The organism is Mesoflavibacter profundi (genome assembly GCF_014764305.1).
GTDB lineage: Bacteria > Bacteroidota > Bacteroidia > Flavobacteriales > Flavobacteriaceae > Mesoflavibacter > Mesoflavibacter profundi.
In genome coordinates this window covers 1,248,167-1,267,913 of the sequence record NZ_CP061703.1, presented here as the reverse complement: position 1 = coordinate 1,267,913, position 19,747 = coordinate 1,248,167, and the positions used below count along the sequence as shown (strand labels likewise).

General features: G+C 30.6%; 19 protein-coding genes and 1 tRNA gene. 7 read left to right on the top strand and 13 right to left on the bottom strand.

Going from position 1 to position 19,747, the window contains the following annotated elements:
• Window positions 1-9: 9 nt before the first annotated feature.
• Window positions 10-480 carry a hypothetical protein gene (locus IFB02_RS05860; protein ID WP_191073115.1) on the top strand — a complete coding sequence of 157 codons (471 nt, stop codon included), beginning with the start codon at window positions 10-12 and terminating at the stop codon, window positions 478-480.
• Between the two features lie 32 nt (window positions 481-512).
• Here the strand turns inward: IFB02_RS05860 and accC are convergent, their stop codons facing one another.
• The 6 genes from accC to pdxA form a co-directional block, all read right to left on the bottom strand.
• Window positions 513-1,865 carry an acetyl-CoA carboxylase biotin carboxylase subunit gene (accC, locus tag IFB02_RS05855; protein ID WP_106688122.1) on the bottom strand — a complete coding sequence of 451 codons (1,353 nt, stop codon included), beginning with the start codon at window positions 1,863-1,865 and terminating at the stop codon, window positions 513-515.
• Between the two features lie 75 nt (window positions 1,866-1,940).
• Window positions 1,941-2,429 (bottom strand): acetyl-CoA carboxylase biotin carboxyl carrier protein, encoded by a 489-nt coding sequence (gene accB / locus IFB02_RS05850; protein ID WP_106688121.1) that lies wholly within the window; start codon window positions 2,427-2,429, stop codon window positions 1,941-1,943.
• Between the two features lie 35 nt (window positions 2,430-2,464).
• Window positions 2,465-3,463, bottom strand: coding sequence for a beta-ketoacyl-ACP synthase III (locus IFB02_RS05845; protein WP_106688120.1), 999 nt, complete (start codon window positions 3,461-3,463; stop codon window positions 2,465-2,467).
• A 180-nt stretch (window positions 3,464-3,643) separates the two neighbouring features.
• Complete coding sequence (gene rpmF / locus IFB02_RS05840; RefSeq protein WP_027879374.1) at window positions 3,644-3,844, bottom strand: 50S ribosomal protein L32; 201 nt, start codon at window positions 3,842-3,844, stop codon at window positions 3,644-3,646.
• Between the two features lie 9 nt (window positions 3,845-3,853).
• The gene (locus IFB02_RS05835; RefSeq protein ID WP_106688119.1) at window positions 3,854-4,393 is read right to left on the bottom strand and encodes a YceD family protein; all 540 of its coding nucleotides are present in this window, start codon (window positions 4,391-4,393) and stop codon (window positions 3,854-3,856) included.
• Window positions 4,394-4,465: 72 nt separating this feature from the next.
• Window positions 4,466-5,512: a 4-hydroxythreonine-4-phosphate dehydrogenase PdxA gene (gene pdxA / locus IFB02_RS05830; protein ID WP_106688118.1), complete on the bottom strand. Its 1,047-nt coding sequence runs from the start codon at window positions 5,510-5,512 to the stop codon at window positions 4,466-4,468.
• A gap of 68 nt (window positions 5,513-5,580) precedes the next feature.
• Between pdxA and IFB02_RS05825 the strand changes: the two genes are divergently transcribed.
• Window positions 5,581-6,171: a riboflavin synthase gene (locus IFB02_RS05825; protein WP_106688117.1), complete on the top strand. Its 591-nt coding sequence runs from the start codon at window positions 5,581-5,583 to the stop codon at window positions 6,169-6,171.
• On the opposite strand, the gene IFB02_RS05820 is transcribed toward IFB02_RS05825, so the two are convergent.
• The 3 genes from IFB02_RS05820 to mce all read right to left on the bottom strand — a co-directional run bounded on the left by IFB02_RS05820 (window position 6,160) and on the right by mce (window position 7,141).
• Window positions 6,160-6,333 (bottom strand): PID-CTERM protein-sorting domain-containing protein, encoded by a 174-nt coding sequence (locus IFB02_RS05820; RefSeq protein WP_223878879.1) that lies wholly within the window; start codon window positions 6,331-6,333, stop codon window positions 6,160-6,162. The two genes, IFB02_RS05825 and IFB02_RS05820, sit on opposite strands and share 12 nt — an antisense overlap.
• Window positions 6,334-6,609: 276 nt before the next feature.
• Window positions 6,610-6,683: transfer RNA gene (locus IFB02_RS05815), tRNA-Ile, on the bottom strand.
• A gap of 56 nt (window positions 6,684-6,739) precedes the next feature.
• Window positions 6,740-7,141, bottom strand: a complete 402-nt coding sequence (gene mce, locus IFB02_RS05810) for a methylmalonyl-CoA epimerase (protein WP_191073114.1) — start codon at window positions 7,139-7,141, stop codon at window positions 6,740-6,742.
• An 83-nt stretch (window positions 7,142-7,224) separates the two neighbouring features.
• Here mce and rbfA point away from each other — a divergent pair, with 83 nt between their 5' ends.
• Together rbfA and IFB02_RS05800 are read left to right on the top strand one after the other, a co-directional pair.
• Window positions 7,225-7,620: a 30S ribosome-binding factor RbfA gene (gene rbfA, locus IFB02_RS05805; RefSeq protein ID WP_191073113.1), complete on the top strand. Its 396-nt coding sequence runs from the start codon at window positions 7,225-7,227 to the stop codon at window positions 7,618-7,620.
• On the top strand, window positions 7,621-8,826 hold the full coding sequence (locus IFB02_RS05800; protein WP_191073112.1) for an FtsX-like permease family protein: 1,206 nt from the start codon (window positions 7,621-7,623) through the stop codon (window positions 8,824-8,826).
• 45 nt (window positions 8,827-8,871) lie between these two features.
• On the opposite strand, the gene dusB is transcribed toward IFB02_RS05800, so the two are convergent.
• A complete protein-coding gene (gene dusB, locus IFB02_RS05795) occupies window positions 8,872-9,867 on the bottom strand; it encodes a tRNA dihydrouridine synthase DusB (protein ID WP_106688112.1) in 996 nt (331 codons plus the stop codon).
• A 110-nt stretch (window positions 9,868-9,977) separates the two neighbouring features.
• Window positions 9,978-11,204, bottom strand: coding sequence for a M28 family peptidase (locus tag IFB02_RS05790; protein WP_106688111.1), 1,227 nt, complete (start codon window positions 11,202-11,204; stop codon window positions 9,978-9,980).
• Window positions 11,205-11,264: 60 nt separating this feature from the next.
• Between IFB02_RS05790 and IFB02_RS05785 the strand changes: the two genes are divergently transcribed.
• Window positions 11,265-12,374 carry a TolB family protein gene (locus tag IFB02_RS05785; RefSeq protein WP_106688110.1) on the top strand — a complete coding sequence of 370 codons (1,110 nt, stop codon included), beginning with the start codon at window positions 11,265-11,267 and terminating at the stop codon, window positions 12,372-12,374.
• A 32-nt stretch (window positions 12,375-12,406) separates the two neighbouring features.
• Here IFB02_RS05785 and IFB02_RS05780 read toward each other — a convergent pair whose 3' ends face one another.
• A complete protein-coding gene (locus IFB02_RS05780; RefSeq protein WP_106688109.1) occupies window positions 12,407-14,809 on the bottom strand; it encodes a TonB-dependent receptor domain-containing protein in 2,403 nt (800 codons plus the stop codon).
• 158 nt (window positions 14,810-14,967) lie between these two features.
• Between IFB02_RS05780 and lepA the strand changes: the two genes are divergently transcribed.
• On the top strand, window positions 14,968-16,764 hold the full coding sequence (lepA, locus tag IFB02_RS05775; protein ID WP_106688108.1) for a translation elongation factor 4: 1,797 nt from the start codon (window positions 14,968-14,970) through the stop codon (window positions 16,762-16,764).
• A gap of 40 nt (window positions 16,765-16,804) precedes the next feature.
• On the opposite strand, the gene IFB02_RS05770 is transcribed toward lepA, so the two are convergent.
• Window positions 16,805-18,664: a cation:proton antiporter gene (locus IFB02_RS05770; protein WP_106688107.1), complete on the bottom strand. Its 1,860-nt coding sequence runs from the start codon at window positions 18,662-18,664 to the stop codon at window positions 16,805-16,807.
• 222 nt (window positions 18,665-18,886) lie between these two features.
• Here IFB02_RS05770 and IFB02_RS05765 point away from each other — a divergent pair, with 222 nt between their 5' ends.
• Entirely contained in the window at window positions 18,887-19,747 is an 861-nt protein-coding gene (locus tag IFB02_RS05765; protein ID WP_106688106.1) for an MBL fold metallo-hydrolase, read from the top strand.

Here is a 19,747-nt window from a genome sequence, read left to right as displayed (position 1 = left end):
ACAACTAATATGACAACAACAGAAAGTTTGTTAAGTAATAAAACGTCATATTGTCCTGAAGACGGTACTTGTAGTGTAGAATTTATTGAAAACAAATCTTACACGCTTAACTATGACGAGTTTAACAAGTCTTACTTAGATGTTGAAAATTCTTCTTCATTTTCAACGTTTATTTTTAATTATACTAAAAACCCTATTGCTAATACAGAAGACAGTAGTTATAACGAATATGTATATTTAAAATTAGATAGTAAAACTATCCAAACAGGTACTTTTAAAGACGAACAACTATATGATTTTTCTCCTATTTATGGTAGATTGTGTTTTTGCAGAGGAAGTAATGGCTATGTAAAAATTAATAATGGTAGTCTTCAAATTAGTAAATTAACAGATAAAACCTATAAGGTTTTGTTTAGCTTTAGTGTTAGCGAATTACCTCAAACTATAAATACTATAGAAGAAATTATTAATTTTAAATAAAAAAAAGCGACTTAAATAAGTCGCTTTTTTTATTATTCATCTTTTGGTTTTTCCATTTTAAAATCTTCCATAAATTTTGTGGTATAATTACCTGAAAGATAATCTGGATGATCCATTAATTGTCTATGAAAAGGAATTGTTGTCTTTATTCCTTCAATTACAAATTCGTCTAAAGCTCTTTTCATTTTATTAATAGCCTCTTCACGCGTTTGCGCAGTGGTTATTAACTTAGCTATCATAGAATCGTAGTTTGGCGGAATACTATAACCAGCATAAACATGAGTATCTAAACGAACACCATGTCCTCCTGGCGCATGAAGTGTTGTGATTTTTCCTGGTGAAGGTCTAAAATCATTATATGGATCTTCAGCATTAATACGACACTCGATTGAATGTAAATTTGGTGTATAGTTTTTACCAGAAATTGGCACGCCAGCTGCAACTAAGATTTGCTCACGTATTAAGTCAAAATCTATAACTTGTTCTGTAATTGGATGTTCTACTTGAATACGCGTATTCATCTCCATAAAGTAGAAGTTTCTATGTTTATCAACAAGAAATTCTACAGTTCCTGCGCCTTCATAACTAATATATTCTGCAGCTTTTACTGCTGCTTTTCCCATTTTATCTCTTAATTCATCTGTCATGAATGGAGAAGGTACTTCTTCTGTTAGCTTTTGGTGACGACGTTGTACAGAGCAATCTCTTTCTGATAAGTGACATGCTTTACCTGTGCTATCTCCAACGACTTGGATTTCGATATGTCTAGGCTCTTCAATAAGTTTTTCCATATACATATCGTCATTACCAAACGCTGCTTTAGATTCTTGCCTTGCAGAATCCCATGCATCTTTTAAGTCTTCTTCTTTCCAAACGGCACGCATACCTTTTCCTCCTCCACCTGCAGAAGCTTTAAGCATTACTGGATAACCAGTTTCTATTGCTATTTTTTTACAGTCTTCAAAAGTTTCGATTACACCATCACTTCCTGGTACGCAAGGTACACCTGCAGCTTTCATTGTCGCTTTTGCAGATGCTTTATCTCCCATTTTATTAATCATTTCTTCAGAAGCTCCGATAAATTTAATATCGTGCTCTTCACAAATTTTGGAAAATTTAGCGTTTTCTGAAAGGAATCCGTATCCTGGATGTATTGCGTCTGCGTTTGTTATTTCTGCAGCTGCAATAATATTAGACATCTTTAAATAAGATTCGCTACTTGGAGCTGGACCTATACATACAGCCTCGTCAGCAAATTTTACGTGTAAACTGTCTTCGTCTGCTTTAGAGTAAACAGCTACTGTTTTTATGCCCATTTCTTTACAGGTTCTAATTACACGTAGTGCAATTTCACCTCTATTGGCAACTAATATTTTTTTAAACATAACGTATATATTTTTAAAATCTCAAATTCCAAATACCAACAAATTGGGACTTGTTTTTTGGAATTTAAAAATGGGTTATGATGGATCTACTAAAAATAATGGCTGATCAAACTCTACTGGAGATGCATCGTCTACTAAGATTTTAACGATTTTACCTGACACTTCAGATTCAATTTCGTTAAATAATTTCATCGCTTCAATAATACATAAAACATCTCCTTCTGCTATAGATTGACCTACTTCTACAAATAATGGTTTATCTGGAGATGGTTTTCTATAAAAAGTACCAATAATTGGTGATTTAATTGTAATGTATTTAGAGTCCTCTGTAGATGCTGCTTCTGTTGGTGCTGCTGGCGCTGCAGGTGCTGCTGGCGCAGGAGCAACTGGCATTTGAGCCTGCATTGGCATTTGAGCCTGCATTGGTACTTGTTGTACTATTGTTGTCTCTGTATCTGATCCTGTTTTTATAGTGATTTTAACATCATCAGTTTCTAATTTAACTTCACTTGCACCAGATTTTGCTACAAATTTAATTAAGTTTTGAATGTCTTTTAAATCCATAAGTATTAAGTTATTAATTTAAGTTTCTAGTTAGTTTAAGAATTATATGCCCATTTTAAATAAATTGAGCCCCATGTAAATCCACCTCCAAAAGCTGCAAATATTAAATTGTCTCCTTTTTTAAGTTGAGATTCAAAATCATGCAGTAATAATGGTAACGTAGCAGATGTTGTATTACCGTATCTATGTATATTTTTAAGAACTTTACCTTCTTCTAGGCTCATTCTATTAGCAGTTGCATCTATAATGCGAAGGTTTGCTTGATGTGGTACTAACCAAGATACGTCTTCATGCGATAAATTGTTTCTTTGCATTATTTTTTCGCAAACATCTGCCATATTAGCTACAGCAAATTTAAATACTGTACGTCCTTCTTGGTGAACAAAATGTTGTTTATTATCTAATGTTTCTTGGGTTGTAGGTAATATTGATCCTCCTGCTTCTATTTTAAGGAACTCTCTTCCTGAACCGTCACTTCTTAAGTATTCGTCTTGAAAACCTAGTCCTTCTTCATTTGGCTCTAATAATACAGCGCCAGCACCATCACCAAAAATGATACAAGTTGCTCTGTCTGTATAGTCTATTATGGAAGACATTTTATCTGCACCTATTAGTAGTACTTTTTTATATCTTCCAGACTCGATATAGCTGGTTGCTGTGGATAATCCATAAAGGAAACTAGAGCATGCTGCTTGTAAATCAAAAGCAAAAGCGTTAACAGCTCCTATTTGTGTTGCTGTAAATACTGCTGTAGATGCTACTGGCATATCTGGAGTAGCGGTTGCAACTATTACTAAATCTATCTCTTTAGGATCTAGATTTTTTTTCTCCAATAAGTCTTTAGCTGCTTTAATTGCTAAGTATGAAGTGCCTTCTCCTTCTTCTTTTTTAAGTATTCTTCTTTCTTTAATACCTGTTCTGGTAGTGATCCATTCGTCATTTGTATCTACCATTGTCTCTAAGACTTTATTTGATAATACAAATTCTGGTACGTAAGCACCAACACCTGTTATTGCAGCAGTTATTTTGCTCATATATTTTATCTAATTTGGTCAATTTTGATCTGTTTTTAACAAAAATTGACATAAATCAAGCTAAATTAGTCAATTTTGAACTAATTTATTGCAAAGTAAATGGTTTTTAACGTAAAGAAAAGCGTTTCATAAAAAAAACGCTCAACAAGTGAGCGTTTTCTTATATGCATGCATAATAAATTATGCTACGTTTTCTTCTACTGAGTTGTCTATTAATACTTGACCTCTGTAATATAATTTACCTTCACTCCAGTGAGCTCTGTGGTATAAGTGAGCTTCACCTGTTGTTGGGCAAGTTGCAATTTGTGGCGCAGTTGCTTTATAATGCGTTCTTCTCTTATCTCTTCTAGTTTTCGAGATTTTTCTCTTAGGATGTGCCATTTTATATTATTATTTATCCGTTAATAGTTTTTTTAATGTATTCCAACGAGGATCAATCTCGTCTTTTTCTTCTTTTTTGTCTTTAATTTTAGGACTTAATTCTTCTAATTTTTTTAGTATTTCTGAGTCTAATGTTCCATCTTCTATCCCAGGATGCACTAACTTACTTGGTAAGCCTAATACTATTGTTTCGTAAATATACTGTTGTACATTAATTTCATACTCACCGTGAGGAATTATAAGAATATCTATATTCTCATCATTAAATTCTTCACCAAATTTTACAACTAAATCAAATGTGTTGTTTAATTCTTGGTCGTATGGTTCATTAGTTACATCACAATATACATTTACAGTACCTGATATTTGAAAATGTAATTCTAGTAATGTAGATTTTTTATTTAATATTAAATCTACTTTAATATCACTAGAGTTAAACTCTTCATACTCAAAATGATCAAAGAACGTTTGGTCTATATTATAATCAAAATGATGTTTTCCTTCTTTTAAACCTACAAATGGTATTGTAAATTCTTTTAATTGCTTCATTACCACATCTATTTTGAGCCTGCAAATATATAAAATTTTCTTTATTTTAAAGACTTATAAACATTTTTTTGTTTATATCTTTTTTTTTGAAAAAGGTAAAGGGTTTTTACTTATTTCTGCAAACTCGTTTCTATTATTAAATATTTTAATTGCTGCAAAGATTGCTTCTTTAAAAGATCCTATATCTGCTTGACCTTTTCCTGCAATCTCGTAAGCTGTACCATGATCTGGTGATGTTCTTACTTTATTTAATCCTGCTGTATAATTTACACCTTGCCCAAAAGACAATGTTTTAAATGGTATTAATCCTTGATCATGGTATGATGCAATAATTGCATCAAAGTTTTTATAATTATTTGATCCAAAAAAACTATCGGCTGCATATGGCCCAAAAACTAATTTTCCAGATTCTTTAATTTTTTTTAAAGCTGGTCTTAATATCTTATCGTCTTCTGTGCCAATTACTCCGTTGTCTCCTGTATGAGGATTTATACCTAATACAGCAATTTTTGGTATATTTATCTTAAAATCTTGTTTTAAAGAGTTATAAACTGTGTTAATTTTATCTTCGATTAACTTTGTTGTAATATGCTTGGATACATCTTTAACAGGAACATGGTCTGTTAACAAACCAACTCTTAATCCATCGTTGATCATAAACATTAAGCTGTTACCTTCTAACTCTTGATTTAAATAATCTGTATGACCTGGAAACTTAAATGTATCGGACTGTATATTATGTTTGTTAATTGGCGCTGTTACCAAAACATCTATTTGGTCATTTTTTAAGGCTTTTGTGGCTTCTTCTAATGACTTAATAGCATATTCTCCTATTTTTTTGTCGTCTTTACCAAAATTGATATTTACATTTTCTTTCCAACAATTATATACATTAACTTTTGAGTTTAATGCTTGGTTTAGATCGTTTATACCGTTTAAATTAACCTCTAGTTTATAATATTTTTTTACAAAACTTAATGTTTTTATTGAAGCAAAAATTATTGGTGTGCAAAATTCTAACATTCTAGAATCTTCAAAGATTTTTAAAACAACTTCCGGTCCTATACCATTTAAATCTCCAATAGAAATTCCTACTTTAATATTTTCTTCTTTCTTCATTAATAATACTAACTATTGTTTGTAATTTTACATGCAACAAATTTAATTAAATAATAACGATTACTTTTATGTTTACCGGAATTATTGAAACTATTGGTACCGTAACCAATTTAACCTCAGAAAAAGAAAATTTACATATCACTGTAAAAAGTGATATTACTTACGAATTAAAAATTGATCAAAGCGTATCTCATAACGGTGTATGTTTAACAGTTATTGCTATAGACGATAATAATTATACTGTTACTGCCATAAAAGAAACATTAAACAAAACTAATTTAGGATCTTTAAAAGTTGAAAGTAAAGTAAACCTTGAAAGAGCAATGAAACTTGGAGACAGGCTTGATGGTCACATAGTCCAAGGTCATGTAGACCAAATAGGAGAGTGTACTAATATCCAAGAAGCTAATGGTAGCTGGATATTTACTTTTAAGTACGATACTGAGTTGTCTAATATTACTATAGAAAAAGGATCTATTACTGTAAATGGAGTAAGCTTAACTGTAGTTAACTCTAAAAAAGACAGTTTTAGTGTTGCAATAATCCCTTACACTTATAAGCATACTAATTTTAATACATTTAAAATTGGTACAATAGTAAATTTAGAATTTGACGTTATTGGTAAATATGTAAAACGTCTTAACGAGTTAAGCCTTTAATTTTTTACTAATCTTAATAGCTTTGTAAACACCAAACACTAAAGCAACTACAAATAAAACTGCTATACCACTATCTATTGGCAAACCAGGTGGTGGCGGTTGTGGTGGTGGTGGAGGCGGAACGTTTACTCCTTGTGCTATTGTAATTAGGCTAAAAAACATAAATAACATTTGGGCTATTATTTTTTTGTTGAACTTGTAATAAAATTCGGCTGTAAAAGTATGAAAAAAAGTAAGCTAACAAAATTTTTTCAACAGTTTTTACTTAAAAATTATCTTTAAAGTGCAATTTTATTCGTTGAAATGCGTATTTAGTAATAAAAATAGACTTTTTTTGTTAATAACTTAATACTCTGCTATTATAAAAATAACAATACACATTAAAAATTAAACAAAAAAAGCTTCACTTTAAAAGTGAAGCTTTTCAATTTCAAGAAGTGGTCCCACCTGGGCTCGAACCAGGGACTTTCTGATTATGAGTCAGATACTCTAACCAACTGAGTTATAGGACCCGAAATTGGAGTGCAATATTACTACTATTTTTCTTATACTGCAAACAATTTTTAAATTACTTGATATCTTGACACAACTCAATTAATACACCGTTTGTCGATTTAGGATGTAAAAAAGCAACTAATTTATTATCTGCGCCTTTTTTAGGTGTTTCATTTAACACAATAAAACCTTCTTTTTTAAGTCTTTGTATTTCTTGCTCTATGTCTTCTACTGCAAAAGCTATGTGATGTATACCTTCTCCTTTTTTTTCTATAAATTTTGCTATCGGACTATCTTCTTTTGTTGCTTCTAATAACTCTATTTTATTTGGTCCTACCTGAAAAAAGGATGTATTTACACCTTCACTTTTAACGGTTTCTATTTTATAATGAGCTTTACCAAAAAGCTGTTTAAAAAGTCTGTTTGATGACTCTAAACTCTTAACCGCTATACCTATATGTTCTATTTTATCCATTTTTTATTGTAAATTAGGTCTAATAATTGCTTAAATATGTCTTAAAAGTAATATATTCTTATAATAACAACTATTTTTGCAACATGGAAGAAAGTCAAAGACAAAAAAAAATTGCATCTGTTTTACAACGTGATCTTGTAGATATCCTTCAAGGTGCCGCAACTAAAGGTGGTTTAAAAGGTGTTATTATATCGGTTTCTAAAGTTAAAGTTACTGTAGATTTAACCGATGCAAAGGTATATTTAAGTATTTTCCCTAACGATAAAGGAAAAGAACTATTAGAAGGAATTAGATCCAATACTCCGTTTATTAGACATGAATTAGCACAACGTACAAAAAATCAATTACGTCGTATGCCTCAACTTATGTTTTACATAGACGACTCTTTAGAATACATAGACCAAATCGAAAAATCTTTAAAAGGCGAGGACAATCCTATAGCAAACCCAGATTTATTAAGCAAAAGAAAAAAATCTTAATTGAATTTTTCGCTTTACATAGTCAAACGCTACTTACGCTCTAAAAGCAGTAATAATGCTATTAATTTTATATCAATTATAGCGATGATTGGTATTGTGTTAGGCTCTGCTTCTTTATTTATTGTATTGTCTGGTTTTGCAGGTTTAAGAAATTTCACTTTAGAATTTACAACTATTATAGATCCGGATTTAAAAGTAGAAACAACTGTTGGCAAATCTTTTATTCTTTCAAAACAACAAGAAGAAAAATTAAAGTCTATTAAAGCTATTAAAAGTTTTTCAAAAATTATTGAAGAACGAGTTATTGCTACTTATGATGGTAACAATCATCCTGCTTACATCAAAGGTGTTGATCAAAATTTTAATAGCATTACAAAAATAGACTCTGTAATTCCTATAGGGAATTGGATATATCCTGAAACGCCACAATCTGTTGTTGGTTGGACAATCTCTACACATTTATCAGTTGGCGCAAACGATTATGGCGAAGCGATGACCTTATCTGTACCTAAACCAGGAAAAGGACAAATAACTTCTCAAAATCAAGCAATTAATCAGGTTAAAGTAGTCAATGTTGGTATATATGATATAAATGAAGACATTAATAACAAGTACATATTTACACCTATATACATAGCTAAAGAATTATTGAATTATTCAGATAATCAAATTACTAGTATAGAATTTGATGTAGATGAAAATGCTAATTTAGAAGAAACTAAAGCTCAAATTCAGAATATCTTAGGAAAAAACATAATTGTAAAAGACAAAGACCAGTTAAATGATGCCATTTACAAAATGTTGAATACCGAAAATTTAGCAGTCTATCTTATTTTTACTTTAGTACTAATTATAGCTTTATTTAATATAATTGGCACCATTATAATGGCGATTTTAGATAAAAAGCAAACCTTAAATACACTTTATAATTTAGGCGCAAGTGTAAAAGATATTAGAAATATATTTTTATATCAAGGTATTTTAATGACGTTAATTGGTGGTATTTTAGGTTTAATTATAGGTTACATTCTTGTGCAAATACAGCTATCTTTTAAACTAGTAATGATTACTCCAACATTACCTTATCCTGTAGCATTGCAATTAAAAAACTTTGTAATAGTTTTAATTACTTTAATGATACTTGGTATAATAGCTTCTAAAATTGCTTCTTCAAGAATAAATAGAGAGCTAGTTAAAACTCAATAATTACACGTCTTTCTAACTGCTAAATATTATTGATTAAGGTTAGCGTTATTCAGTAAACACATAATCTGAAAACTGTTCTTCGACCTCATCAAAAGCAGCAAACACATCTACAGAATGGTCGCTAGTTACCATTTTTGTTCTGTATTCTTTAAAGTGAGGTATACCTTTAAAATAATTAGTGTAATGTCGTCTAGTTTCTAAAACACCTAAAGTTTCACCTTTCCAATCTATAGCCATTTGTAAGTGTCTTCGCGCAGCAGTTACACGTTCTTGCATTGTAATTGGTCTGTAGTGTTCTCCTGTTTCAAAAAAGTGCTTTACTTGTTTAAAAAACCACGGATTACCAATTGTTGCACGACCAATCATACATCCATCTAAACCATATTGATCACGCATTTCCATTGCGCGTTCTGGCGTATTTACATCGCCATTTCCAAACACAGGAATATGCATTCGCGGATTATTTTTTACTTCGGCAATTGGTTTCCAATCTGCGTTACCTTTATACATTTGCGCACGTGTACGACCATGAATAGCAATTGCTTTACAACCTACGTCTTGTAAGCGTTCTGCTACTTCAACAATTCTAATAGAATCATGATCCCAACCTAAACGTGTTTTTACGGTAATAGGTATATTGGTACGTTTAACCATTTCGGCAGTAAGTTGTTCCATTAGGCAAACATCTTTAAGGATTCCTGCACCAGCACCTTTACTAACTACCTTTTTTACTGGACAACCAAAGTTAATATCAATAATATCTGGTTTAGACTCAGAAACTATATCAATGGTTTGTAACATACTATCCATATTGGCTCCAAAAATTTGAATACCTACAGGACGTTCTTTTTCGTAAATATCAAGTTTGATAACGCTTTTAGCTGCATTACGTATTAAACCTTCGCTAGACACAAACTCGGTATACACCACATCTGCACCTTGCTCTTTACATAATTTTCTAAAAGGCGGATCGCTTACATCTTCCATTGGTGCTAACAACAACGGAAATTCTGGAAGTTCTATATTACCTATTTTTACCACGTTATCAATTTTTTTGGCAAAATTACACCTTTTTAAATAATTGTAATAAAAAAGACCTTATAGCTTCTTTATTCTATAAGGTCATATGCTCTAATTAAAGTTATTGATTATTAAAACTGTATCTCCTTCTCTACCTTTTCGCCATTTCTATCAACAACTACTTTTGTTTTATCGCCTTTATTAAAGGTTGAAAGTACTTTCATATAACTCATCATATCGGTCACACTACTATCACCTAATTTTACAACAATATCTCCTTTTTCTAAACCTGCTTTTTGTGCTGGCTTATCTTCACTAATACCATCAATACGCATACCTTTACCATCAAATAAATAATCTGGTATAACACCTAAACCAACTTTAAACCGTGGCGTTTCTTCACTTTCGTTTTTAGTTTTCCTAAATGGTAATTTTCCGTTATCATTTAGGTCTGTTATTACATCAAAAATATAATTTGAAATTGTGCGCATTCCGTTGTAATTCAACTTATCAAAATCGTCTGAAGGTTTGTGATAATCTTCGTGCTGACCTGTAAAAAAGTGTAACACAGGCACATCTACATTATAAAAACTTGTGTGATCACTTGGTCCAACGCCAGACTCGTTTTGGACTAATTTAAATTTATTGTTATGCGCTTTTAATGTTTGTTTAAAAATTGGTGAAGTACCAACACCATAAACCGCCAACGTGCTATCTGCTTTTAAACGTCCAACCATATCCATATTTATCATATAATTGGCTTTATCGTTACTTACTGTTGGATTTTTAGCGTAATAATTAGAGCCTAATAAGCCCATTTCTTCACCAGAAAAAGTGATAAATAAATAGTTATTTGATTTGTTAGAGTCTTTTAATTTTTGTGCAAGATTTAATAAAACGCCAACACCACTTGCATTATCATCTGCGCCATTATGGATTTGCTTTGTTTCGCCTCTATATAAACTTCCTTCTGCGCCATAACCTAAATGATCATAATGCGCACCAATAATAACCGTGTTTTCTGCTTGATTATCTATAAAACCAACTACGTTTGTTCCGGTAATTGTGCTGTCTCCATTTTTTACAGTATAATTTACTTTTTGGTGCGGATTTGTTTTTGGTTTAAATGAAAACTCTTGAAAAAAACCATTTGTTCCTTTTGGTTGTAATCCTAAATCTTCAAAACGTTGTGCAATGTATTTTGCAGCTTTTAGCTCGCCTTTACTTCCTGTTTGTCTACCTTCTAAACTATCGTTTGATAGGTAAATCACATCTTCTTTTATAGTTTTTTGAACAGGCTTATTGTTATGACAAGCTGTAACAATTAGTAAAAAAACTGTTAGTTTTATAAATTTCATCTTTTAGAAATGTTAATTTTGTCAAAATTAGTTAAATTAAACCACTAATTAAAGTATCCCATGAAAAGTAAATTAATAGCTGTAATTTTAATTGTTTTATCCCTATTTTCTTGTAAAGAAGAAAATAAAAGAGCACCTATTCTAACTGAAAAAAAAGAATTTAAAATTACTGATAGCACGTTAATTTTTCCAGAAGAAAAGCATTTTAAAAGCTTAAAACAAATCACTTTTGGAGGCGATAACGCAGAAGCATATTGGAGCTTTAATGATAGCATGTTGGTTTTTCAATCTAATTTTAAAAATTGGAATGTAAGCTGTGATCAAATGTTTTTAATGCAAGCTAATGAGACGTTTAAAAACACTATTCCGCCAATGGTTAGCACAGGAAATGGAAGAACAACTTGCGCTTACTTTTTACCTGACAACAAGCATATTATATATGCATCTACACATTTAGGAGACAAAGATTGTCCAGATACACCTTTACGTAAAAACGGAAAATACATTTGGCCTGTTTACGATACGTTTGACATTTTTGTTGCCGATCTAGAAGGGAATATTGTTAATCAATTAACCAATGAGCCTGGTTATGATGCAGAACCAACTGTGTCGCCTAAAGGAGATAAAATTGTGTTTACCTCTACTAGAAGTGGCGATTTAGAATTATACACCATGAATATAGATGGTACAGATGTAAAACAAATTACAGACCAATTAGGTTATGATGGTGGCGCTTTTTTCTCTCCTGATGGCACAAAAATTATATTTCGTTCTTCACGACCAAAAACCGAAAAAGAAATTAAAGACTATAAAGATTTGTTAGCCGAAGGATTGGTAGAACCAACTGAAATGGAACTATACATTTGTAACGCAGATGGTAGTGATTTAAAACAATTAACAGATTTAGGAAATGCAAATTGGAGTCCGTTTTTTCATCCTAGCGGAAAGAAAGTATTATTCTCTTCAAATTTTGAAGCAGAACGCGGTTTTCCGTTTAATTTATACTTAATTGATATAGATGGTAAAAACCTAGAACGTGTAACGCATAGCGAAACTTTTGATGCGTTTCCTGTATTTTCTAACGATGGAAAAAAATTAGCATTTTCTTCTAACAGAAATAATGGCGGTAATAGAGATACCAATCTTTTTATTGCAGAATGGCAGGATTAATTTCTTGTTGTTGTTCTAAAAATAAGTACCTTTTAATTTAATCTATCGCGTTCTTTTTTGCTTTTAGTACGCTCGTTGGTTTGTAAAGTAGTGTTACCAAATTTGTAACTAAAGCCTAATTTTACATACCTGTTATCTTGGTTATGAAAACTTAAATTATCTTGTCTACCGTATTTAGTTCTAACCGTAAAATCTTGTTTGTTAAACAAATCTGCAAAAGCTAAAGACAATGTTGCTTTATTTTTAAATAGCTTTTTAGATAATGAAAGATCTGAAATTAAACGTCCATCTACAGTTTGAAATCCTTGTAAATTTTTACTTATATAAATTAAAGAAAAATTTGCTGTTAAACTTCTGTCCTTTAAAAATGTAAAATCATTACTTAATACAGAGTAATTAGTCCATTGGCTTTGTTTAACGTTTTGATTATCTAAAATAGCTTCTTCTTGCATATTATACATAGAAGTTACAAAATATAAAGACCAATTATCTACTACGTCAAAATACGTGACAAAATCCAATCCAAATTCTATTGCTGTACCTATATTTTTAGGCTGATAAATAATAATATTATTAGTGTTGTCTTGTATAGGAATTTCGTAAATACCTTGAGAAATATCTTTGTAATAAAATTCAAAAGTATAATTACCATGTATAGTTGTACCTAATACAATTTTGTTGGTAAATGTTGGCTGTAAAAAGGGATTACCAGTTACAATTGTATTATCATTCAAGAAAAAATTAAAAGGATTTAAATTTTGATAATTTGGTCTATTTATACTTCTTTTAAAATTTGAATACAGGCTTAAATTTTCGGTAGTTTGCCAGCTTAAATTAAGTGTTGGAAACCATTCTAAATAGTCTTGTTTATTTAACACATTTGTGCTTAAAGATTGACCTTCAATATCTGTTTGCTCTGCTCTAAGTCCAGCAGAAAAACTCCATTTTTCCCAATCTATATTATAGTTTAAATAAGCTGCAAAAATAGCTTCATCGTAATTGTAATTATCAGAATCTTGTGCATTGTATGTTGTGTTTCCTGTTGTAGGATCAATATCAAACTGTATAATATCACTTGCAGTGTTTATTACAGACGTTTTAACACCTGCAGATAATGTAGATGTTTCATTTAATGGTGTCTCGTAATCTAATTGCGATGTAAATATATCTGTAACTTGATTATTATCTGTTTTAAAAGCAGTATCAAAATTAGAGCTGCTATTTGCAAAATAATATTGAGAGTTTACTTGTTGGTGTCTTTCATAATCATACTTTGTCATATGCGCATTTACAGATAAAGTACTTTTATTTTTAAACTTTTGTACAAAGTCTAAATCTAATGCTAAATTGTATTTATTATCATTAGAATTATTATTAACAATAAAATTATAATCGTTGTTTGTTGTAAAGTTTGTTACAATTGTATTTCCGTTTGTATTATAGTCGTAAGACGGTAAATATAAAACGTTAGTTGTTAGACTTAATGTGCTGTTATCACTTAAAAAGTAATCAAAATTTAAGTTGGTGTTATGTGTTTTTGAAGTTGTATTTCTGTTTAAAGCAGACAGCCAATTTTCTGAAATTGAATTATCAGTTTCAAAATAATTAATTTCGTTTATATTATCTCTATTTATCTTACTATGGTTATAACTGTAATTTAAATTAACATTTATCTTTTCTGTTTTAAAAAACTGGTTTATTCCAGCATTATATCTAGGAAATACACCTTGTGTGTAATTAGAAAATACATTACCTCTATAACCTGTAATTAAATTTTTACTCATTACAATATCAATGACAACTCCATTATCTGCGTCATATTTAGCAGATGGATTAGTAATTACATCTATTTTTTGAATAGAATTTGCTGGCGAATTTTCTAATAGCTGTGTCACTTCAGATGCAGATAATTGCACCTTTCTGCCATTTATAAAAACTGTTGGCGAAGTGTTTTTAACAGATAAATTATTATCTAAAATTAAAATACCTGGCGTACTTCTTAAAACATCTAATATATTTCCTTCAACCAAAGCAGTGTTAGCAACATTAAATGTTAATCGATCTGCTGTTTTTACTAATGTTGGTTTTTTAGCACTTAAAACCACTTCGTCTAAATTCTCTGCAGAAGGTTTTAAAACAATAATTTGATCCAATCCACTAGAGTTGATCGTTATGGTATTAGTAAAACTTTCGTAACCCAAAAAAGAAGCTTTTAAAATGTAAGCTTTAAAATCTAATCCTGTAATAGTAAATTTTCCTGCTTCGTCTGTACTAGCGCCTTTTACACTAGTAACGTCATTGGCATCTGTAAGTAAAACGTTAACAAACGGTAAAGGCAAATTATTTTGATCCAAAACTTGACCAGAAACAACTGCATCTTGCGCTATTGCTAAAACCGAGAATATACAAGTAAAAAGTGTTGCTAAGTATTTCATTTATATAAAAGTAGGCATGCAAGATAATAATACTTATTAACATTTTCTTGTGGGAAAAACCGCAATTTTTTTAACCAATGGTACTAAAATAAAAATCTTAAAATCCTTAATATTTACGTTATATTTGCAACATCTTTTAATAAAGATGAATATTGACTATGAAGAACATTAGAAACTTTTGCATAATTGCACATATAGACCATGGTAAAAGTACACTTGCAGATAGACTTTTAGATTATACTGGATCTGTTACAGAAAGAGAAAAGCAAGATCAACTTTTAGATAATATGGACTTGGAGCGAGAACGTGGTATTACCATTAAATCGCATGCCATACAAATGGACTATAATTTTGAAGGAGAAAAATATATTTTAAACCTAATAGATACGCCAGGACACGTAGATTTTTCTTATGAAGTATCAAGATCTATTGCTGCTTGTGAAGGTGCATTACTAATAGTAGATGCTGCACAAAGTATACAAGCGCAAACTATATCTAACCTTTATTTGGCATTAGAAAATGATTTAGAAATTATTCCTGTCTTAAATAAAGTAGATTTACCTAGTGCAAATCCTGAAGAAGTTACAGACGATATTGTTGACTTATTAGGTTGTTCTCCAGAAGATGTAATTCACGCCAGTGGAAAAACTGGTTTTGGTGTAGACAATATTCTAAAAGCCATTATAGAACGTATTCCTGCTCCAAAAGGGAACGAAAATGAACCTTTACAAGCCTTAATTTTTGACTCAGTTTACAATCCATTTAGAGGTGTAGAAACTTACTTTAGAGTAATTAATGGGTCTATAAAAAAGAATCAAGAAATTAAGTTTATCGCTACCGGAAAAACTTATGGCGCAGACGAAGTAGGAACCTTAAAACTTAAACAACAACCTAAACAAGAAATAAAAGCTGGAGATGTTGGTTACGTAATTACAGGGATAAAAGAAGCTAAAGAAGTTAAAGTTGGTGATACAATTACAGATGCTAAAAACCCAACAAAAAATGCTATTGGTGGTTTTGAAGATGTAAAACCAATGGTATTTGCTGGTATTTATCCTGTAGACACAGAAGATTATGAAGAGTTAAGAAGCTCTATGGAAAAGCTTCAGTTAAATGATGCTTCGTTAGTGTTTCAACCAGAAAGCTCGGCTGCATTAGGATTTGGTTTTCGTTGTGGATTCTTAGGAATGTTACATATGGAAATTATCCAAGAGCGTCTGGAACGTGAGTTTAACATGACTGTTATTACTACTGTACCTAACGTAAGTTATCATGCATTTACAAACAAAAATCCAGATGATATTATTATAGTTAATAATCCATCTGATTTACCAGAACCTTCTACCTTAAATCGCGTTGAAGAACCTTACATAAAAGCTACTATAATTACAAAAGCAGACTTTGTAGGAAACGTAATGAGTTTGTGTATAGAAAAACGTGGACAAATTACAAATCAAACGTATTTAACACCAGAACGTGTTGAACTTAGTTTTGATATGCCTTTAGCTGAAATTGTTTTTGACTTTTACGACCGTCTAAAAACCGTATCTAAAGGTTATGCGTCTTTTGATTATCATCCAATTGGTATGCGAGCTTCAAAATTAGTACGTGTTGACATATTACTTAACGCACAAAATGTAGATGCACTATCGGCTTTAATACATGCAGATAATGCTTATTACATTGGTAAAAAGATGTGCGAAAAACTTAAAGAATTAATTCCTAGACAACAATTTGATATTCCTGTTCAAGCTGCAATTGGAGCAAAAATTATTGCTAGAGAAACCATAAAAGCTTTACGTAAAGATGTAACTGCTAAATGTTACGGTGGAGATATTTCGCGTAAACGTAAACTTCTAGAAAAACAGAAAAAAGGTAAAAAACGTATGCGCCAAGTTGGTAACGTAGAAATACCTCAGCAAGCATTTATGGCTGTATTAAAGCTAAATGATTAACCAATAAAAAAAGCCTTCTTTTTAGAAGGCTTTTTTTATTTTAATTAGTTTGGTTTTGAACTGTATCTACTTTTTCTACATCTAAAGGTTTTCCTAAATACACAAGTTTAAAACCTGCTTTTACATCACCTAAATCGGTATTATCAGAAGCTATTATATGTAATTCGCCTTCATCATCTTTTATAAATAAAGGAATAATATCTTTATCATTATTTGTAGTCTTTATCAAGTCTTCTAAGTGAGCTTTATCAATAATTTCAATTTCTTGAATACTTGGAAATTTTCTAGTAACCGCAGATAAAGAATTATAATCATCTGTATGAGAAAATAATCCTTCTTTGGGACTATTTGTTTCGTCTAATATTTCTGCAGTAGAGACTAATCTAAAAGCACCATTTTCTCCAAATTGTTTAGCAAACTTATTTATAGCATATTTATTAATATCACTATTTCCTGTTAATGCCATAAGATAACCAACGTCATTTAATTCTATATTATCTAATAAAGTTTGAGAATAAATATCTGTATTTAATGCTTCTAGACCAAGCTCCTTAGCTTTATTAATATTGGTTTGGTTGCTATCTATTAAAACAACATGTCTGCCATTAGATTCTAAATAATGCCCTATTAATCTAGAAACTTTAGAAGCGCCAACAATTAAAATTCCGCTAGATTTATTTAAAAATACACCAACTAATCTAGCAAATAATCTAGCTGTTGTGGCATTTAATAAAACTGTACCTAGTACAATTACAAAAACTAAAGGTGTAATATATTCTGCACCATAAACGCCTTTTTTAGCTAGCTTTAATCCAAATAAAGAGGCAATACCTGCAGCAACAATACCTCTTGGTCCAACCCAACTAATAAAAAGCTTTTCGTTTAGTTTTAATTTAGAACCATGAGTACTAATAAATACGCCTAATGGTCTAATTAAAAATACAACTACAGAAAATAATGCTACTGTTTGCCAATTATAGATTAAAAGTAAATCGCTGTAATTAATATTAGCAGCTAAAAGAATAAATAAAATTGAAATTAATAGTACACTTAAAGACTCTTTAAAATAAAGTAAATCTTTTAAGTAAGGTGATTTAGAGTTACCTAAAACCATACCCATAACTACAACTGCTAATAAACCAGATTCGTGCGCAAATGCATCTGATAAAACAAATACACCTAAAACTGCAGCTAAAGAAAAAACATTAAGTAAATAATGTGGTACCCATTTTTTATTAATAATAAAGTTTAATGCATGAGCAAATGTAAATCCAAAAGTAGCACCAAAAAGTACAATTTTACCAAATTCGATTAAAGCTGTTTTTGTAAATTCTCCGCCAGCATCTACACTAATAAATTCAAATACTAATACGGCTACTAAAGCACCTATAGGATCTATTAAAATACCTTCCCATTTTAAAACTGCTGAAACATCCTTTTTTAAAGGAATATTTCTTAAAATTGGTGTAATTACCGTTGGTCCAGTTACTATGATTAAACCAGCAAATAAAAATGAGATTTCCCAACTTAATCCAAAAATGTAATGTGCTGCAATTCCTGCTCCAAAAAAAGTAACAATAGATCCAATAGATATTAATTTAGTAATTACAGGACCTACGTTTTTTATTTCGGCCATTTTTAGGGTTAGTCCACCTTCAAACAGAATTATACTTATGGCTAAAGAGACAAAGTAGAATAAACTTTCTCCAGGAAAAAGACCTTCTTCTCCATTCCAAATAGGTTCTATCCATTTTTTTCCATCAAAGGATAAAAATTCTGCAGCAATTGGACCAACTAATAACCCAATTAAGATTAATGGTAAAATTGCAGGTATTTTAAATTTCCATGCAACCCATTGCGCTAAAATTCCTAAAATAATTATGCCGGCTAGTTCTAACATTTAATTTGATTTTTCGTGAAAATACTAATAATGTTAATTTTTCAATAACATTTAACCCAAATTTAGATAATAATATGAAAATGTATAATGAAAAATTTAGAAGAACTCTAATTATAATGCAGGAATAACCATATTTCTTAATAAATCCTTAATATTTAATATGTATTAGTCTATAATTAGTAATTTGCAACAAATATTAAGTCTTACAATTATTCATTTTACATGAAATTATATCCAATAGAATCTGGAAATTTTAAATTAGATGGCGGCGCAATGTTTGGCGTAGTCCCAAAATCTTTATGGACCAGAACTAATCCTGCAGATAGTAATAATATGATAGATATTGCTGCTAGATGCTTATTAATAGAAGACGGTAATCGGTTAATATTAATAGATACTGGAATGGGCAACAAACAAAGCGAAAAATTTTATGGATACTACCATCTTTGGGGAGATTATTCCTTAGAAAAATCGCTTAATAATGCAGGTTTTTCTACAGATGATGTTACAGATGTATTCATGACGCATCTTCATTTTGACCATTGTGGAGGAAGCATAAATTACAATAAAGACCGTACAAAATTAGAACCTGCTTTTAAAAACGCTCACTTTTGGAGTAATAAAAATCATTGGCAATGGGCAACACAACCTAATCGACGTGAAGTTGCATCCTTTTTAAAAGAAAACATTTTACCAATGCAAGACAGCGGTCACTTAAAATTTACAAGTATTCCGCAAAACGACATATTAAAAAACTCAGAGCTTGGTTTTGACATCTTTTTTGCAGATGGACATACAGAAAAACAAATGATTCCTATGATTAACTATAAAGGAAAAACCATTTGTTTTATGGCAGATCTTTTACCAACTGTTGGGCATTTACCTTTACCTTTTGTAATGGGTTATGATACAAGACCATTACTGACCTTAGATGAAAAAGAAAAATTCTTAAACCTAGCAGCAGATAACAATTATTACTTATTTTTGGAACACGATGCACATAACGAAATTATAACCGTACAACATACCGAAAAAGGCGTACGATTAAAAGACACATTTACGTGCAACGATATATTTAATTAA

What these genes read in the sequence shown, in the direction of transcription:
- IFB02_RS05860 (WP_191073115.1), top strand. Translation starts at nt 10, where the DNA reads ATGACAACAACAGAAAGTTTGTTAAGTAATAAAACGTCATATTGTCCT.
- accC (WP_106688122.1), bottom strand. Translation starts at nt 1,865, where the DNA reads ATGTTTAAAAAAATATTAGTTGCCAATAGAGGTGAAATTGCACTACGT.
- accB (WP_106688121.1), bottom strand. Translation starts at nt 2,429, where the DNA reads ATGGATTTAAAAGACATTCAAAACTTAATTAAATTTGTAGCAAAATCT.
- IFB02_RS05845 (WP_106688120.1), bottom strand. Translation starts at nt 3,463, where the DNA reads ATGAGCAAAATAACTGCTGCAATAACAGGTGTTGGTGCTTACGTACCA.
- rpmF (WP_027879374.1), bottom strand. Translation starts at nt 3,844, where the DNA reads ATGGCACATCCTAAGAGAAAAATCTCGAAAACTAGAAGAGATAAGAGA.
- IFB02_RS05835 (WP_106688119.1), bottom strand. Translation starts at nt 4,393, where the DNA reads ATGAAGCAATTAAAAGAATTTACAATACCATTTGTAGGTTTAAAAGAA.
- pdxA (WP_106688118.1), bottom strand. Translation starts at nt 5,512, where the DNA reads ATGAAGAAAGAAGAAAATATTAAAGTAGGAATTTCTATTGGAGATTTA.
- IFB02_RS05825 (WP_106688117.1), top strand. Translation starts at nt 5,581, where the DNA reads ATGTTTACCGGAATTATTGAAACTATTGGTACCGTAACCAATTTAACC.
- IFB02_RS05820 (WP_223878879.1), bottom strand. Translation starts at nt 6,333, where the DNA reads ATGTTTTTTAGCCTAATTACAATAGCACAAGGAGTAAACGTTCCGCCT.
- mce (WP_191073114.1), bottom strand. Translation starts at nt 7,141, where the DNA reads ATGGATAAAATAGAACATATAGGTATAGCGGTTAAGAGTTTAGAGTCA.
- rbfA (WP_191073113.1), top strand. Translation starts at nt 7,225, where the DNA reads ATGGAAGAAAGTCAAAGACAAAAAAAAATTGCATCTGTTTTACAACGT.
- IFB02_RS05790 (WP_106688111.1), bottom strand. Translation starts at nt 11,204, where the DNA reads ATGAAATTTATAAAACTAACAGTTTTTTTACTAATTGTTACAGCTTGT.
- IFB02_RS05785 (WP_106688110.1), top strand. Translation starts at nt 11,265, where the DNA reads ATGAAAAGTAAATTAATAGCTGTAATTTTAATTGTTTTATCCCTATTT.
- IFB02_RS05780 (WP_106688109.1), bottom strand. Translation starts at nt 14,809, where the DNA reads ATGAAATACTTAGCAACACTTTTTACTTGTATATTCTCGGTTTTAGCA.
- lepA (WP_106688108.1), top strand. Translation starts at nt 14,968, where the DNA reads ATGAAGAACATTAGAAACTTTTGCATAATTGCACATATAGACCATGGT.
- IFB02_RS05770 (WP_106688107.1), bottom strand. Translation starts at nt 18,664, where the DNA reads ATGTTAGAACTAGCCGGCATAATTATTTTAGGAATTTTAGCGCAATGG.
- IFB02_RS05765 (WP_106688106.1), top strand. Translation starts at nt 18,887, where the DNA reads ATGAAATTATATCCAATAGAATCTGGAAATTTTAAATTAGATGGCGGC.